Genomic DNA, 14,720 nt, shown 5'->3' on the forward strand with positions numbered 1-14,720 from the left:
GTACGGGGCCCAAGGACTGTACGGGGCCCATGGACCGTGCGGGCCATGGGCCCGCGACAGCCTCCGCGCGGGCCCATCGACCCCTCAGGGCCTGGCGGTCGCTACTCCGTCGCGATCGCCCGCAGGACATCCAGGCGTGCCGCTCGGCGGGCGGGCCGCCAGCCGGCGAGCGCGCCGGCGAGCAGACCGACCAGGGCGACCACCGTCAGCTGGACCGGCGGCACGGCGAACGCGAACGGCGTGTCGCCCGCGCCCTCGGACGCCTTGACCAGGACCCAGCCGAGGAGTCCGCCCAGGGCCAGTCCGCCCGCCGTGCCGAACGCGGCGACGAGCACCGACTCGTAGCGCACCATGGCGCGCAGCTGACGCCTGGTCTGGCCCACCGCGCGCAGCAGGCCGAGTTCCCTGGTGCGTTCGTGAATCGCGAGGGTGAGCGTGTTGGCGATGCCCAGCAGCGCGATCACGACGGCGAGCGCGAGGAGCGCGTAGACCAGAGTGAGCATCATGTCGATGCCTCCGGCGGCGCTCTGCGCGTACTCCTCGCGGGTCTGCACCTCGGGGTTGCCGTAGGCGGCGGCGGTCTTCTCGACGGCTGCCGTGCCCTCGGCGGTCGGCACGCCGTCCCGGAAGCTGACGGCGATCAGTGTGTCGGAGTCCTGGCCGCGGTGCGGGGCCCATGCCTGACGGGTGATGATGTAGTCGCCCGCCAGCTCCGACTGCTCGTACACCGCCCGGACGGTGAAGGTCCGCTCGGTCCCGTCGGTGAAGGCGAGTTCCGCGGTGGATCCGGGCCGCCATCCGTGCTTGTCCGCCGTGGAGTCGGCCACGGCGATGCCGTCGGTGCCCAGCCCCGCCAGCGAGCCCTGTACGGTGCCGAGGTCGAACGCCTCGCCGAGCGCCACCGGGTCGGTGACGGTGAGCCGGCGGCCCGAGCCGTCGATCTCGGCGACCCCCTGGCCGAGACCGACGGCGGTCGCCACCTCGGGCTGGTCGGCGATGGCCGGGGCCAGCCGGGGACTCAGTCCGCTGCCGCCCGCGCCGAACGAGGGTGTGCTCACCGCGACATCGCCCGCGAAGGAGCGGGAGACGGTCTGGTCCATGGTGGCCTTGAGCGAGGCGCCGAAGACCGTGAACAGCGAGACGACGGCGACCCCGATCATCAGCGCGGTGGCGGTGGCCGCCGTGCGTTTGGGGCTGCGCAGGGCGTTGCGCTGTGCGAGCCGGCCGGTGACGCCGGACAGCCGGCCGAGCGGTCCGCCCAGGATCCGTACGGCGCGGGAGGCCGCGACCGGGCCCAGCACCACGAAGGCGACCAGGGCGAGGACCGCGCCGGTGGACGCGAGCCAGATCGAGGGGGTGGCGAGGGCTCCGGCGAGGATGGTGCCGGTCCCTGCGACGGCGATGGCCGCTCCCGCGTACAGCCGCTTCCGGGAGGCGGCCGACTGGTCGACGGCCGTTTCGCGCAGCGCGGCCAGCGGGGCGGTCCGGCCGGCGCGGACGGCGGGCACGAGCGCCGAGCCGAGACAGACGAGCACACCGACGGCCAGGGGCAGCAGCAGCGAGGTGGCACTGACGACGAGAGCGCCCTCAGGGAAGGGGAATCCGATGACCGGGAAGAGCGCTCCCAGTCCCAGGGCGATGCCGATGCCGCCGAGCAGGCCCGCGGCGGACGCGACGACGGCGACGACGGCGGCTTCGGCGAGCGTCGAGCCGACGACCTGCCGGCGGGAGGCGCCGAGCGCACGCAGCAGCGCGTTCTCCCGGGTGCGCTGGGCGATGACGATCGCGAAGGTGTTGTAGATGGAGAAGGTCGCGACCAGCAGCACGATGCCGGAGAAGACCAGCAGCAGGGTGGTGAACAGATCCAGGAACTGTCCCGAGATCATGTCCTGGTCCTCTTCGGTCGCCTCCTGTCCGGTGATCGCCTCGACGCCTTCGGGGAGTACAGGGGCGAGCGCCGCCACCAGCTCCCGCTGACCGGTGCCGGGCTCCGCGCGCACCTGGATGGACGCCGCTTCACCCGGCTTCGGGGTGAGGTACTTCTCGGCGTCGGCGAGGGTCATTCCGGTGTAGGTCGTCCGGGCCATGCCGTCCTCGCCGCCGAAGGTGGCCAGGCCGACGATGGTGACCCGGACCGGGTCGGGGGTGCGCAGTACGGTGCGGTCGCCGATCTTGAGCTTTCCGGTCTCGGCGGCGCCTCGGTTGACGACGACCTCGCCGGTTGCGGCGGGGGCGCGTCCTTCGGCGAGCCGGTAGGCGTTCAGCCGGGGATCGCCGATCCAGTTGCCCGCGAGGGTGGGCGGGCCCTGGCCGCCGATGGGCTTGCCGTCGGAACCCACCAGCTGCCCGGCGCCCTGGACGTTGGGCACCGCGGCGGCGACGCCGGGGGTCCCGGCGATCCGGGCGGCGAGGTCCACCGGTACGGACCTGCGGGTACCCTCCCGCTCGCCGGAGACGGTGACGGTGTCCTCGCTCCGTACGACGGCGTCGGTGCCGCCGTTGGCATTGGCGAACATGGTGTCGAAGCTGCCGCGCAGGGTGTCGCCCATGACGAGGGTGCCCGCGAGGAAGGCGACACCGAGCAGTACGGCGGTCAGGGTGCCGGCGAAGCGCCGTTTGTGGGCGCGCAGCGAGTTGATGCTCAGCCGCAGTGAGGTCCGGGCGCCGCTCATGCCGTCGCCGCCCGGTCTCGGCGCCTGCCGACGGAGTCGAGGGCCTTCAGCCGGTCCAGTACGCGATCGGCGGTCGGGGCCGCCATCCGGTCGACGAGCCGGCCGTCGGCGAGGAAGACGACCTCGTCGGCGTGGGCGGCGGCGACCGGGTCATGGGTGACCATGACGACCGTACGGTCCGTGCGGCGCACCGTGCGCCCCAGCAGCCGCAGCACCTCGTCGCCCGCGCGGGAGTCCAGGTTTCCGGTGGGTTCGTCGGCGAAGACCACATCGGGCCGTCCGGCGAAGGCGCGGGCCACGGCGACGCGCTGCTGCTGGCCGCCGGACAGTTCGGCGGGCCGGTGGTGCAGCCGGTCGCGGAGTCCGACGGTGTCGACGAGGGCGTCCAGCCAGTCGCGGTCAGGGCGGTCACCGGCGAGGTCGATGGGAAGGGTGATGTTCTCGGCGACGGTGAGCGTGGGGATCAGATTGAACGCCTGGAAGACGAAGCCGATGCGCTCACGGCGCAGCAGCGTGAGCGCTCGTTCGTCAAGGGTGCTCAGATCGGTCCTGCCGATGAGGGCGGAGCCGGTGGTGAGGGTGTCGAGTCCGGCCGCGCAGTGCATCAGCGTCGATTTGCCGGAGCCGGACGGGCCCATGATCGCGGTGAAGCGTCCGGCCGGGAAGCCGACACTCACCCCGTCCAGGGCCCGTACTTCCGTGTCGCCCCGGCCGTAGATCTTCACGGCGTCGACGACCTCGGCGGCGAAGGCGGGGGGCTCGGCGGCCCGGGCGTGCCGGGGGCCTGGGGCGGTGTGCGGGGGCCCGGGAGCGTGCGGGCCGGGGGTGGGGAGCGGGCCCGGGACGGTGTTCACGCGCCACCCACCTGACCGGCGCGGCCGAACTGCTCGTCCAGGACGGACAGCCTGCGCCAGTACTCGTCCTCGTCGATCTCACCCGCCGCGAAACGGCGTCCGAGGAGGGCTATCGGCGAGTTCTCGCCATGAACATCCCGCGCGGGGTGGCCGGTGCGGGCCTGCCAGGGGCCCCGGCGTCCGCGCCAGATCCCGGTACGGCGCAGCAGTGTGACGGCGCCGACGGCGACGGCCGCCCAAATCAGCGGGAAGAACAGAATCCACGGGCCGGGCCCTTGCCCGTCCCCGAAGGCCAGCGTGTTCATCTCGGTTCAGCTCCTCGGTGGCGATGGTGTGTGCCTGACGCTTCCGAGGCTCCCGCCGAGAGGGGGGTGGCGTCGTCGTACGGCCAGCGGCAGTGCGTGTACCACCCGGGGAGTAGGCCGGGGGTGCGGGGGCTGCTCCTTCCTAGGTCGCGTCGTCGAAGTCCCCGGGGTCCGGACCTCCCGGTGTACCCGCGCGGCGCAGCCTGCGGTGTACGCGTTCCTCGTGGATGAGCCGGCCGACCAGCGCGCCGCCGTAGACGACCACACCGACGCCGACGAGCCAGGACTGGATGACCAGCACGGTCCCGAAGGGGCCGTAGGTGACGGCGTTGGAGGCGATCAGCGGTGAGAAGACCAGCTGGGAGAAGACGCGCAGGCCGAGCATGGACAGCGCGCTGGCCACCGCGCCGGGCAGCAGCGCTCCCCAGCGGACCCGGCCGCTGAGCAGCAGCCGCTGGGAGACCCAGAAGAACACGAAGGCGCCGACCACATCGAGGAGTGCGGTGCCGATCGTGCCCGGGACGGAGCCGGAGGGGGCGGGCGTGTTGACGAAGACCAGCAGGGAGAAGACGAGCAGGGCGAGGAAGACGACATGGCGCCACATGGTGTGCCAGCGGGCCGTGGGCAGGTCCCAGACCTTCTCGTATCCCGTCTGGACCGCGGAGCCGAAGGTCAGCCCGAACACGGCGAGCGCGGCGAGACCGAAGGCCGTGGTGCGCTGGAGCGCCGTGCCCGGCATGCCGAAGATCCGTTCGACCTCTGCCTGGGAGGCTTCGGAGACACCGAGCGCCTGGCCCAGCCAGCGGGCGAAGCCCTGGCCGCTGGCGGGGTCGGCCGCGGCGACGACGATCAGCAGCGGGACGAGGGTGAGAAAGCCGAGTGCGGCGAAGCCCATGGCGCGGTGCAGCAGTTCCAGCTCATGGCCGCGCACCCAGGCCCGGCCGACGAACACGGCGAGGGGCCTCTCGCGCAGCCGCCGGAACCGGTGCGGGCGGGGCTCCGCGCCGGAGGGCTGAGGGGTCATCGGCCGGCCGCGCGCGCTGCCGTCGCGCGGTACGGCCGGGGCACCGGGGGCTTTCGGCTCATGCGTCTCGACTACCCGCTCACGGTGGGCGGGCGTCCATCGTGCCCCCGGACGGGTGGCCCCCGCCGCACGAGCGAGGACGGGTGGCACGGCGACGTGCCCCGGGACCGGTGGCCCGGTCACCCCCGGGACCGTGGCCCGGTGGGCACACCCCCGGACCGGTGGCCCCGCCGCGTACCCCCTGAGGGGCAGCAGCCCCGCGCACTCCGGACGGGTGGCCCCCCGTCCCCCGGCCCCGCCCGGCGGGAACGTTCAGCCGAGCGCGCCGAGCGGATCGTCGAGGATCGGCTGCCAGGCCAGCTCCGCCGCGCCCACCAGGATGCTGTGGTCGAGTGCGCAGGGCAGGATCGGTACGCCCCCGCTGCGACCCCACAGGCTGCGGTCGGCGACCACGGCCCGCAGCCGCTCGGGGTCGGCGGTCAGGAGTTCGCGGTGCAGTCCGCCGAGGATGATGCGGTCGGGGTTGAGGATGTTGACCAGTCCGGCGAGCCCGAGACCGAGCCGGTCGATCAGGGCCTCCGCCGCGGTCCGCACGGAGGGGTCGCCCGGTACGGACGGGTCGGCGTACTCCGAACGCAGTAGTTCCCTGGCCTGGGCGAGCTGGGAGACCTCCGGGCCCGGCTCGCGGCCCGCCGCGGCGAGGAAGGCGCCCGGGTCGGTCTCGACGTCGAGGCAGCCGCGGCTTCCGCAGTGGCAGGGGCGGCCGTCGGGGGCGACGTTCAGATGGCCGACTTCGAGGGCGAGGCCGGAACTGCCGGTGTGCAGCCGCCCGTCGAGGACGAGCGCGCCGCCGACGCCCCGGTGCCCGGTGGCGACGCAGAGCAGATGCTTCGCGCCGCGCCCGGCGCCGTGGCGGTGTTCGGCGAGCGCGGTGAGGTTGATGTCGTTGCCGGTGAACGCGGGTTCGGTGATGCCCGCGGCCCGGACGCGCTCGGCGAAGATGTCGCGTACGGGCGATCCGCCGGGCCAGGCCAGATGCAGGGGGTTGAGGGCGGTCCCTTCGGGTTCGGCGACCGCCGAAGGGACGGCGAGGCCCGCGCCCACGCACCGGCGTCCGCTGGCGCGCAGCAGGGCCGCTCCGGCGTCCACGACCGCGCCGAGCACCTGGGCGGGGTCGGCGGAGACCGTGACACAGCCGGGGGCGGTCGCGACGGTCCGGCCGCCGAGGGCGACGAGCGCGGCACGGAAGCCGTCGGAGTGCACCTGGGCGGCGAGGACGACGGGGCCTGTGTCGTCCACGGCCAGCCGGTGGGAGGGCCTGCCCTGGGAGCCGGCCGAGGCGGCGGGGCGGTGGTCGACCCGGATGAGGCCGAGGGCCTCCAGTTCTGCCGCGACCGCGCCCGCGGTGGCGCGGGTGACGCCGAGTTCGGCGGTGAGGACGGCGCGGGTGGGCGCGCGGCCGGTATGCACCAGCTCCAGCGCGGGGCCGAGCGCGCTGCGACCCCTCTCCAGCTTCGCTCTGGTGGTCGTCACCTTGCCGTTCATGGTGGCGAGTCTCCCATGGTCCGACGGCAGTCCGGCCGTCTTGTCCGGAACGCGCCCTACACCTATCCTCTGTTTGTGCCGAAACTAAACAAACTACGGCCGACTACGCCCGGAGGACCCGGCGAGAGCACCGCCCCCTCCTCCCTGTCCCGCTTCCGTATCGCCCTGACCGTCTTCTTCGCCCTCGACGGATTCCTCTTCGCCGGCTGGGTCGTCCGGATCCCGGCGATCAAGGAGCAGACCGGCGCATCGGCGAGCGCGCTGGGGCTCGCGCTGCTCGGCGTCTCGGCGGGCGGGGTGGTGACCATGACCCTCACCGGCCGGCTCTGCCGCCGCTTCGGCAGCCTGCCGGTGGTGATCGCCGCCGCCACCCTGCTGTCACTGGCCATCGCCCTGCCGCCGCTGACGGGTTCGGCGCTCGCGCTCGGCCTCGTCCTGCTGGTGTTCGGCGCGGGCTACGGCGCCATGAGCGTCTCGCTGAACAGTGCCGCGGTCGACCTGGTCGCCGCGCTGGGGCGGCCGGTGATGCCCACCTTCCACGGGGCGTTCAGCCTCGGCGGCATGGTCGGCGCGGGACTCGGCGCGCTGATCGCGGGGGGACTGTCCCCCACGGCACACCTGCTGCTGCTCACCGCCCTCGGCCTGCTGACCACGGCCGTCGCGGGCCCCGCCCTGCTGCGCCACCCCGCACCGGCCGCCCCGACGGCCGGGCGGGAGTCCGCGCCGCACCGGCTCAGGGGACGGACCCGCAGGCTCGTCCTGCTGTTCGGGGTGATCGCGCTCTGCACGGCGTACGGCGAGGGGGCGATGGCCGACTGGGGCGCACTCCATCTGGAGGAGGACCTCGACGCCCGGCCCGGCGTCGCGGCCCTCGGTTACTCGCTGTTCGCCCTCGCGATGACCGCGGGCCGGCTGTCCGGCACCTTTCTGCTGGAGCGCCTCGGCCAGACCCGCACCCTCGTCGCAGGCGGCACCACGGCCGCGCTCGGCATGCTCATCGGGGCGCTCGCCCCGACCGTGTGGCTCGTCCTGCTGGGCTTCGGGGTCGCGGGCCTCGGGCTGGCGAACATCTTCCCGGTGGCGGTGGCCAGGGCGGGCGCGCTCGCGGGGCCCACCGGGGTCGCCGCCGCCTCCACACTCGGCTACGGCGGAATGCTGCTCGGACCGCCCGCCATCGGCTTCCTCGCCGACTGGTTCTCCCTCCCCGTCGCCCTGACCACGGTCGCCCTGCTCGCATCGGCCGCCGCCCTCATCGGGTACGCGGCACGCAACGCGGAGACGCCCCGGGCGGCGGCCGGGGAGAGCTGACCCGACGCCCCGGGAGCTTCGTCGAAGAGCCGTCCGCCGCGCTGACGACCACCGCGTCTACGCCCACCGCTCACGGTCACCGCGCTCACGGCCGCCGCGCTTACGGGCTTACGAGCCTACGGGCTTACGGCGCTTCCGGCAGGGGCATGAACCGGGCATGGACAGGGACAGGGGCGGGCGGCGCACCCAGGCGGAGCGGGACGCGATCACCGTCGAGATCGGTTACGCGCTGCTGAGCGGAGTCCTCGCCGCCGCCGTGGCCTTCGGGGTGATCGCCGGGCCGAAGGCGATGTTCGTGATGCCGTACGCCGTCGAGCGCGGGCTGTTCGTCGCGGGCGCCTCGGCGGCCGTGGCGGTCTTCGTGCTGCGGGTGGTCACGGTGCTGTGGCGTTTTTCCCAGAGGCAGGGTCAGCCCAGCCAGCCCGGCCGCACCAGCCCCGACTCATAGGCAAGTACGACGAGTTGGGCCCGGTCCCGCGCGCCCAGCTTCACCATCGCGCGGCTCACATGGGTCTTGGCGGTGAGCGGGCTGACGACCAGCCGGCGGGCGATCTCGTCGTTGGAGAGACCGATGCCGACGAGCGCCATCACCTCGCGTTCGCGTTCGGTGAGGTCCCCGAGCCCCCGGGCGTCCGTGGGCGCCTTGGAGCGGGCCGCGAACTCCGCGATCAGCCGGCGGGTCACCCCGGGCGACAGCAGCGCGTCCCCGGCCACCACCGCCCTTACCGCGCGCAGGAGTTCGTCCGGCTCGGTGTCCTTGACCAGAAAGCCCGAGGCGCCGGAGCGGATCGCCTCGAAGACGTACTCGTCGAGTTCGAAGGTGGTCAGCATGACGACCTTCACCTCGTTGAGCCGCTCGTCCCCGGTGATCTGGCGAGTGGCGGCGAGCCCGTCGAGCCGTGGCATCCGGATGTCCATCAGTACGACGTCCGGCCGCAGTTCGCGCACCAGCCGCACCGCTTCCTCGCCGTCGGCCGCCTCGCCCGCGACCTCGATGTCCCGCTGGGCGTCGAGCAGTGCCCGGAAGCCTGCCCTGACCAGCAGTTGGTCATCGGCGAGCAGTACGCGGATCACAGGAACTCCTTGTCGTTCGTCATCGTTGCCGCCGGTACGGAGCCCTTCGCCGCCGGTACGGGGCAGGGCGTCCGCCGACGCGTCACGGGGCTTCCTTCGGCCGTACGGGAAGGTCGGCCCGGACCCGGAACCCGCCGTCCGGGCGGGGTCCCGCGTCGATGGTGCCACCCAGCGCGGCGGCGCGCTCACGCATCCCCGCGAGGCCGTTGCCGCTGCCGCCCGCGTCGGAACCGGCGGCCGGGCCGTCGTCGTCGATGCCGAGCACCAGGTGGCCCGGCTCGTGTGCGATCCGTACCCGCGCGGTGCGGGACCGGGAGTGCCGTACGACATTGGTCAGGGCCTCCTGGATGATCCGGAAGGCGGCGAGATCGGTGCCCGGCGGCAGCGCGAGGGGCGTGCCCGCCGTGTCGACGGTGACGGTCAGTCCGGCGCCGGCGGCCTGTTCGACCAGTTCGGGGAGCCGGTCGAGCCCCGGGGCGGGCGCACGGGGGGCGTCTCCGGGTGTGCGCAGGCTGTCGAGGACCTGGCGCACCTCGCCCAGCGCCTCCTTGCTGGCCGCCTTGATGGTGGTGAGGGCGGTACGGGCCTGCTCGGGGTCGCTGTCGAGCAGGGCGAGCCCGACCCCCGCCTGGACATTGATGACGGAGATGGAGTGGGCGAGCACATCGTGCAGTTCGCGGGCGATCCGCAGCCGCTCCTCATCGGCGCGGCGCTTGGCGGCGACCGCCCGCTCGGTCCGCTGGCGCACCCACTCCTGACGCCGGACGCGCACCAGTTCCGACGCGGCGAGCACGGCGGTCACCCAGGCCGCGATGATCAGTTCCTGGCCCCATGGCTGGCCGGAGTCGCCGGGCGGTGGCAGGTACCGGTAGAGCCAGTGCCCGAGCAGCACATGGCCGACCCAGAATCCGCCGACGATCCACCAGGCCGCGCGCCGGTGCCCGGAGACCACGGCAGCGAACGCCGCGACGATCATGGGGAGGAAGACGGGTCCGTACGGATAGCCCGCTCCGACATAGACCAGCGTCGCGGCCACGGTGCCGGCGAGGGCGGCCACCGGCCACCGCCCGCGCAGCAGCAGAAACGCGGCGCCCGCGAGCAGCAGGACCCGCCCGAAGGTGTCGAGCATCTCGCGGTCCAGCTGCCCCCGGCCGGCGAAGCGCGACCCCACCACCACGAACACGGCCACCAGGAGTGTCGAGATCCAGGGCACCGCACGGAGACCGCGCCGTTCCTCTCCCACTCCCGGCGGCGGCGGCCCGTCGCCGCGTACCCAGGGTGGACCGCCCCGTGACCAGGGCGGACCGCCGCAGGCTCGGGTGTGCTGCTCTTCCATACCGGCCACGCTAGACCGGCGGTGTCCCCCCGGGCGTCAGCCGGGCGTGGTCATCGGACGTACTCCCTTCGCAGTACGGCATCCGGCCGCCTCGGGCGCGGGCACCCCGGCCGGTCCGGATCTCCGGCGGAGACGCCGCGGCGGTGGGGGCGCCCGCCGGCTCGCCCGGCCGGCGAGCCGCATCACGACAGGGGGAGCACCACCCGGCGTACGAGGAACGCGGCACCGGATCGCCCGGTCGAACGGGCGCGGATCCGGGCCCGGCCCCGCGCTCCCCGCCTGGACGGGTGCCGCGTCAGGACCCGGCCCTGCTGCCGGGGAGCGGACCGGCGGTCTGAGTCCCCAGCCCGACCTCGTACGCGAGCCGGGCGACGGCGTGCGCGAAGAACTCGTCCCGTTCCCCGACCACCCGGTTGAACTGGCCGAAGAGTTCGAACGAGATCAGCCCGAAGAGCTGCGACCAGGCGGCCACCAAGGCCACGACGACGGGCGGTGGGAGATCGGGGGCCAGCTCGGCCGTGAGGCGGTGTGCCTCGGGTCGCAACCGCTCGTCGAGCGGCGGTGGCGCGAGGCCCTTGGTGCGGTGCGCCTCGCGCGCCACGTCGATCAGCGCGGTGCCGACGCGGGCGGCGGGTCCGACGGTGTCCATCGGGGCGGTGTAGCCGGGGACCGGTGAGCCGTAGATCAGCGCGTACTCATGGGGGTGGGCGAGCGCCCAGGCGCGTACGGCGGTGCAGAGCGCGATCCACCTGGCGGGGTGGGCGGCGGGGTCATCGGGGCCGGGAGCCTGGGCGAGGGCGGACTCGGCGGCGGCGCCGACCGCGTCATAGGCGTCGACGATCAGCGCGGTGAGCAGGTCGTCGCGGCTGGGGAAGTAGCGGTACAGCGCGGAGGAGACCATGCCCAGCTCGCGGGCGACCGCGCGGAGGGACAGCTTGGCCGCGCCTTCGGCGGCGAGCTGTCTGCGGGCCTCGGTCTTGATGGCCGCGGTGACTTCGACACGGGCCCGTTCCCTGGCCCCACGGATCGTGGTCATGCGGGACAGTCTGTCACGTTTCGGAGCAGTGACCAATATCGAGAGCACTGCTCTTGCTTTGGAGCACCAATCCGGTGCACACTGATCTCAAGCGAGAGCACTGCTCTCGCAATCGCCCGCAACCACCTGCAACACCCACAGCGCCTGCAACACCCACAGCACCTTCACCTTTCCTCACCCCCACCCACCCGCCACCCCGCCACCAGCCCGAGCAGCACCGACACCGCCCAGGGAGCCCACCATGCCGCAGACCCACTACATCAAGCCCGGTCGCCTCGACCACCTGATGAACAGCGCAGTCGGCTGGCTCGCCCGGCGCGGGGTCAGTGTCCTCGGCACCGCCGAGCTGTCCGTCCTCGGTCGCACCAGCGGTGAGTGGCGGAGCATCCCGGTCAATCCGCTCCCCTACGAGGGCGGCCCGTATCTGATCTCCGCACGCGGCCACTCGCAGTGGGTGCGCAATCTCCGGGCCGCGGGCGGCGGGCGGCTCAAGCTCGGCCGCAGGGTCCAGCAGTTCACCGCGGTCGAGCTGTCCGACGAGGAGAAGCCCGCCCTGCTGCGGGTCTATCTGGAACGCTGGGGCTGGGAGGTCGGGCGCTTCTTCGGTGAGGTGAACGCCAAGTCCACGGACGAGGAACTGCTCGCCGCCGCCCACCGGCACCCGGTGTTCCGGCTCACGGTCGACAAGTGACGGCCGGAGGGGGCGGGCCCGCTCAGCGGTTCGCGCGGCGGTCCATGGCCTCCAGGGCCCGGCGGGCCATCCCACTCGTACGGACGATGCCCGCCAGCGTCGTCGAGCCGCGCGTGATGTCGCCGAAGGCACGCCACGCGGGCCGCACACCGGTGACAGCCGCGTGGAACAGCCCCGGCCGCCGCGCGAAGAGGGCCAGCATCCGCCGCCCGACGCCCATCTCGACACCCAGTCCCGCCTTGATGGCGAAGGCGTAGTTCAGCGCCTGACGGCGGGCGTCGACCGCGTCGTGCGCCTCCGAGATCCGGACGGCCCACTCCCCCGCCAGCCGGCCGGACCGCAGGGCGAACGAGATCCCTTCGCGGGTCCAGGGCTCCAGCAGGCCCGCCGCGTCCCCGCAGACCAGGACCCGGCCGCGCGACAGCGGTGAGTCGTCGCTCCGGCAGCGGGTCAGATGGCCCGAGGAGATCGCCGGTTCGAACCCGGCGAGCCCGAGCCGCGCGATGAAGTCCTCCAGATAGCGCTTGGTGGCTGCGCCCTCGCCCCGGGCCGAGATCACCCCGACGGTCAGCACCTTCCCCTTGGGGAACACCCAGCCATAACTCCCCGGAATCGGGCCCCAGTCGATAAGCACCCGCCCCGCCCAGTCCTCCGCCACCGAGTCGGGCACCGGGATCTCGGCCTCCAGACCCAGATCCACCTGGTCGAGCTTCACCCCGACATGTGCCCCTATCCGGCTCGCACTGCCGTCGGCGCCGACGACCGCCCGCGCGAGCACCCTCTCCCCGCCGGATGTCACCACGGCGACCGTGCGCCGGTCCGGGACGGCGGGACCGTGCTGCTCGACCCGGGAGACCGTGACGCCGGTACGCAGTTCGGCGCCCGCCTTCTGCGCGTACTCGACCAGTCCCGCGTCGAACTCCGGGCGGTTGATGAGCCCGAACAGCATCTTCCTGGAGCGTCGCGTCCGCGCCAGCCGGCCGTTCAGCGAGAACGTCACGGCGTGGACACGGTCCCGCAGCGGCAGCTCGAAGCCGGGTGGCAGGCTGTCCCGCGACGGGCCGATGATGCCGCCGCCACAGGTCTTGTAACGCGGCAGCTCGGCCTTCTCCAGCAGCAGCACCTGACGGCCCGCCACCGCCGCCGCGTACGCGGCCGAAGCGCCCGCGGGCCCGGCCCCGATGACGACGACGTCCCACACGGTGTCATCGTGCACGGTGCCGTCGTGCACGGTGCCGTCGTGCACGGTGTCATCGTGCTCCTGTGCTTCCGACCCTGCCTCGGTGCCGTCGTTCTCGCTGCTCACGATGTGCTTCCGCTCCCGGTCCGACGCGTGCCCCATGCTCTCGACGGCATCCTACGGCGCGGTCGTCCCGCATCGCTGTGGGAGGATCGGGCACACATTTCGCCGTACACATATGGCACAACGTCGCACCCACGAGGAGCGTGCCCATGACCGCCGATCCGATCTCCGAGACCGTCGCCTCGCTCCTGCCCCGCGCCAAGGCGGAGCTGACGGAACTGGTGGCCTTCAGGTCGGTGGCGGATCCGGCGCAGTTCCCCAGGAGCGAGTGCGAAGCGGCGGCCGGCTGGTGTGCCGACGCTCTGCGCGCCGAGGGGTTCCAGGAGGTCGCCGTCCTCGACACCCCGGACGGCACCCAGTCCGTCTACGGCCTGCTGCCCGGCCCTGCGGGCGCTCCGACCGTGCTGCTGTACGCGCACTACGACGTACAGCCGCCGCTGGACCCGGACGGCTGGGACTCTCCGCCGTTCGAGCTGACCGAGCGCGACGGCCGCTGGTACGGACGCGGGGCCGCCGACTGCAAGGGCGGTTTCATCATGCATCTGCTCGCCCTGCGCGCCCTTAAGGCGAACGGCGGTGTGCCGGTGCACATCAAGGTGATCGTCGAGGGTTCGGAGGAGCAGGGCACGGGCGGCCTTGAGCGGTACGCGGAAGCGCACCCCGAACTGCTGGCAGCCGACGCCATCGTCATCGGCGACTCCGGCAACTTCCGCACGGGCCTGCCGACGGTCACCGCGACGCTGCGCGGAATGGTGCTCGTACGGGTGAGCGTCGACACCCTCGCGGGGAATCTGCACTCGGGGCAGTTCGGCGGCGCCGCGCCCGACGCGCTGGCGGCGCTGATCCGCGTACTGGACTCACTGCGCGCCGAGGACGGCTCGACGACCGTGGACGGCCTGCGTGCGGACGAGACCTGGGAGGGGCTCCAGTATCCGGAGGCGGACTTCCGGAAGGACGCCAAGGTGCTCGACGGGGTGGAGCTGATCGGTTCGGGTTCGGTGGCCGACCGGATCTGGGCGCGGCCCGCCGTCACCGTGCTGGGCATCGACGCCCCTCCGGTGGTCGGTGCCACACCGTCCGTGCAGGCGAGCGCCCGTGCCGTGGTCAGTCTGCGGGTGCCGCCGGGGGTGGACGCGACCGAGGCGGCCAAGCTGCTGATCACGCATCTGGAGTCGCGTACCCCGTGGGGCGCGCGGGTGTCGGTGGAACAGATCGGGCTCGGCCAGCCGTTCCGGGCCGATGTCGGCAGCCCCGCGTACACGGCGATGGCGGACGCCATGCGGATCGCCTACCCGGGCGAGGAGATGCAGACCTCCGGCATGGGCGGGTCGATCCCGCTGTGCAACACGCTCGCGGAGCTGTACCCGCGCGCCGAGATCCTGCTCATCGGGCTGAGTGAGCCGGCGGCGCAGATCCACGCGGTGAACGAGTCGGTCTGCCCGAAGGAGCTGGAGCGGCTGTCCCTGACGGAAGCCCTGTTCCTGCGGAACTACGCGGCGGGCTGAGCCGGGGGGCCGGGCGGCATCGGCCCCGGCATCGGTTCACGCGGCGTGCGCGGGTACGGCGTTGTGC

At 73.3% G+C, this 14,720-nt stretch carries 13 protein-coding genes; 4 read left to right on the plus strand and 9 right to left on the minus strand.

Annotated features, from left to right (window positions below):
* Positions 1–101: 101 nt before the first annotated feature.
* From ACWF94_RS15110 to ACWF94_RS15130, 5 genes are all read right to left on the minus strand, one after another.
* Complete coding sequence (locus tag ACWF94_RS15110) at positions 102–2,672, minus strand: ABC transporter permease (RefSeq protein WP_453487797.1); 2,571 nt, start codon at positions 2,670–2,672, stop codon at positions 102–104.
* Complete coding sequence (locus ACWF94_RS15115; RefSeq protein WP_453487808.1) at positions 2,669–3,397, minus strand: ABC transporter ATP-binding protein; 729 nt, start codon at positions 3,395–3,397, stop codon at positions 2,669–2,671. The genes ACWF94_RS15110 and ACWF94_RS15115 overlap by 4 nt, the downstream gene beginning before the upstream one ends.
* A 125-nt stretch (positions 3,398–3,522) precedes the next feature.
* Positions 3,523–3,831 carry an SHOCT domain-containing protein gene (locus tag ACWF94_RS15120; protein WP_453487798.1) on the minus strand — a complete coding sequence of 103 codons (309 nt, stop codon included), beginning with the start codon at positions 3,829–3,831 and terminating at the stop codon, positions 3,523–3,525.
* Between the two features lie 142 nt (positions 3,832–3,973).
* Positions 3,974–4,855, minus strand: coding sequence for a YhjD/YihY/BrkB family envelope integrity protein (locus ACWF94_RS15125; protein WP_453487809.1), 882 nt, complete (start codon positions 4,853–4,855; stop codon positions 3,974–3,976).
* Positions 4,856–5,167: 312 nt separating this feature from the next.
* Complete coding sequence (locus tag ACWF94_RS15130) at positions 5,168–6,400, minus strand: ROK family protein (RefSeq protein ID WP_453487799.1); 1,233 nt, start codon at positions 6,398–6,400, stop codon at positions 5,168–5,170.
* A gap of 75 nt (positions 6,401–6,475) precedes the next feature.
* On the opposite strand from ACWF94_RS15130, the gene ACWF94_RS15135 reads away from it, so the two are divergent.
* The gene (locus tag ACWF94_RS15135) at positions 6,476–7,708 is read left to right on the plus strand and encodes an MFS transporter (RefSeq protein WP_453487800.1); all 1,233 of its coding nucleotides are present in this window, start codon (positions 6,476–6,478) and stop codon (positions 7,706–7,708) included.
* Positions 7,709–7,865: 157 nt separating this feature from the next.
* Complete coding sequence (locus ACWF94_RS15140; protein ID WP_453487801.1) at positions 7,866–8,156, plus strand: DUF6332 family protein; 291 nt, start codon at positions 7,866–7,868, stop codon at positions 8,154–8,156.
* Here ACWF94_RS15140 and ACWF94_RS15145 read toward each other — a convergent pair.
* From ACWF94_RS15145 to ACWF94_RS15155, 3 genes are all read right to left on the minus strand, one after another.
* Positions 8,117–8,782: a response regulator gene (locus ACWF94_RS15145; RefSeq protein WP_453487802.1), complete on the minus strand. Its 666-nt coding sequence runs from the start codon at positions 8,780–8,782 to the stop codon at positions 8,117–8,119. The genes ACWF94_RS15140 and ACWF94_RS15145 overlap by 40 nt on opposite strands.
* Before the next feature lie 82 nt (positions 8,783–8,864).
* Positions 8,865–10,118, minus strand: a complete 1,254-nt coding sequence (locus ACWF94_RS15150) for a sensor histidine kinase (RefSeq protein ID WP_453487803.1) — start codon at positions 10,116–10,118, stop codon at positions 8,865–8,867.
* A gap of 295 nt (positions 10,119–10,413) precedes the next feature.
* A complete protein-coding gene (locus ACWF94_RS15155) occupies positions 10,414–11,154 on the minus strand; it encodes a TetR/AcrR family transcriptional regulator (RefSeq protein ID WP_453487804.1) in 741 nt (246 codons plus the stop codon).
* Between the two features lie 241 nt (positions 11,155–11,395).
* On the opposite strand from ACWF94_RS15155, the gene ACWF94_RS15160 reads away from it, so the two are divergent.
* On the plus strand, positions 11,396–11,845 hold the full coding sequence (locus tag ACWF94_RS15160; RefSeq protein WP_453487805.1) for a nitroreductase family deazaflavin-dependent oxidoreductase: 450 nt from the start codon (positions 11,396–11,398) through the stop codon (positions 11,843–11,845).
* A gap of 22 nt (positions 11,846–11,867) precedes the next feature.
* Here the strand turns inward: ACWF94_RS15160 and ACWF94_RS15165 are convergent, their stop codons facing one another.
* Complete coding sequence (locus ACWF94_RS15165) at positions 11,868–13,187, minus strand: geranylgeranyl reductase family protein (protein ID WP_453487806.1); 1,320 nt, start codon at positions 13,185–13,187, stop codon at positions 11,868–11,870.
* A gap of 110 nt (positions 13,188–13,297) precedes the next feature.
* Between ACWF94_RS15165 and ACWF94_RS15170 the strand changes: the two genes are divergently transcribed.
* Entirely contained in the window at positions 13,298–14,653 is a 1,356-nt protein-coding gene (locus ACWF94_RS15170; protein ID WP_453487807.1) for a M20/M25/M40 family metallo-hydrolase, read from the plus strand.
* The last annotated feature ends 67 nt before the right edge of the window (positions 14,654–14,720 follow it).

This window comes from Streptomyces sp. NPDC055078, assembly GCF_053607985.1.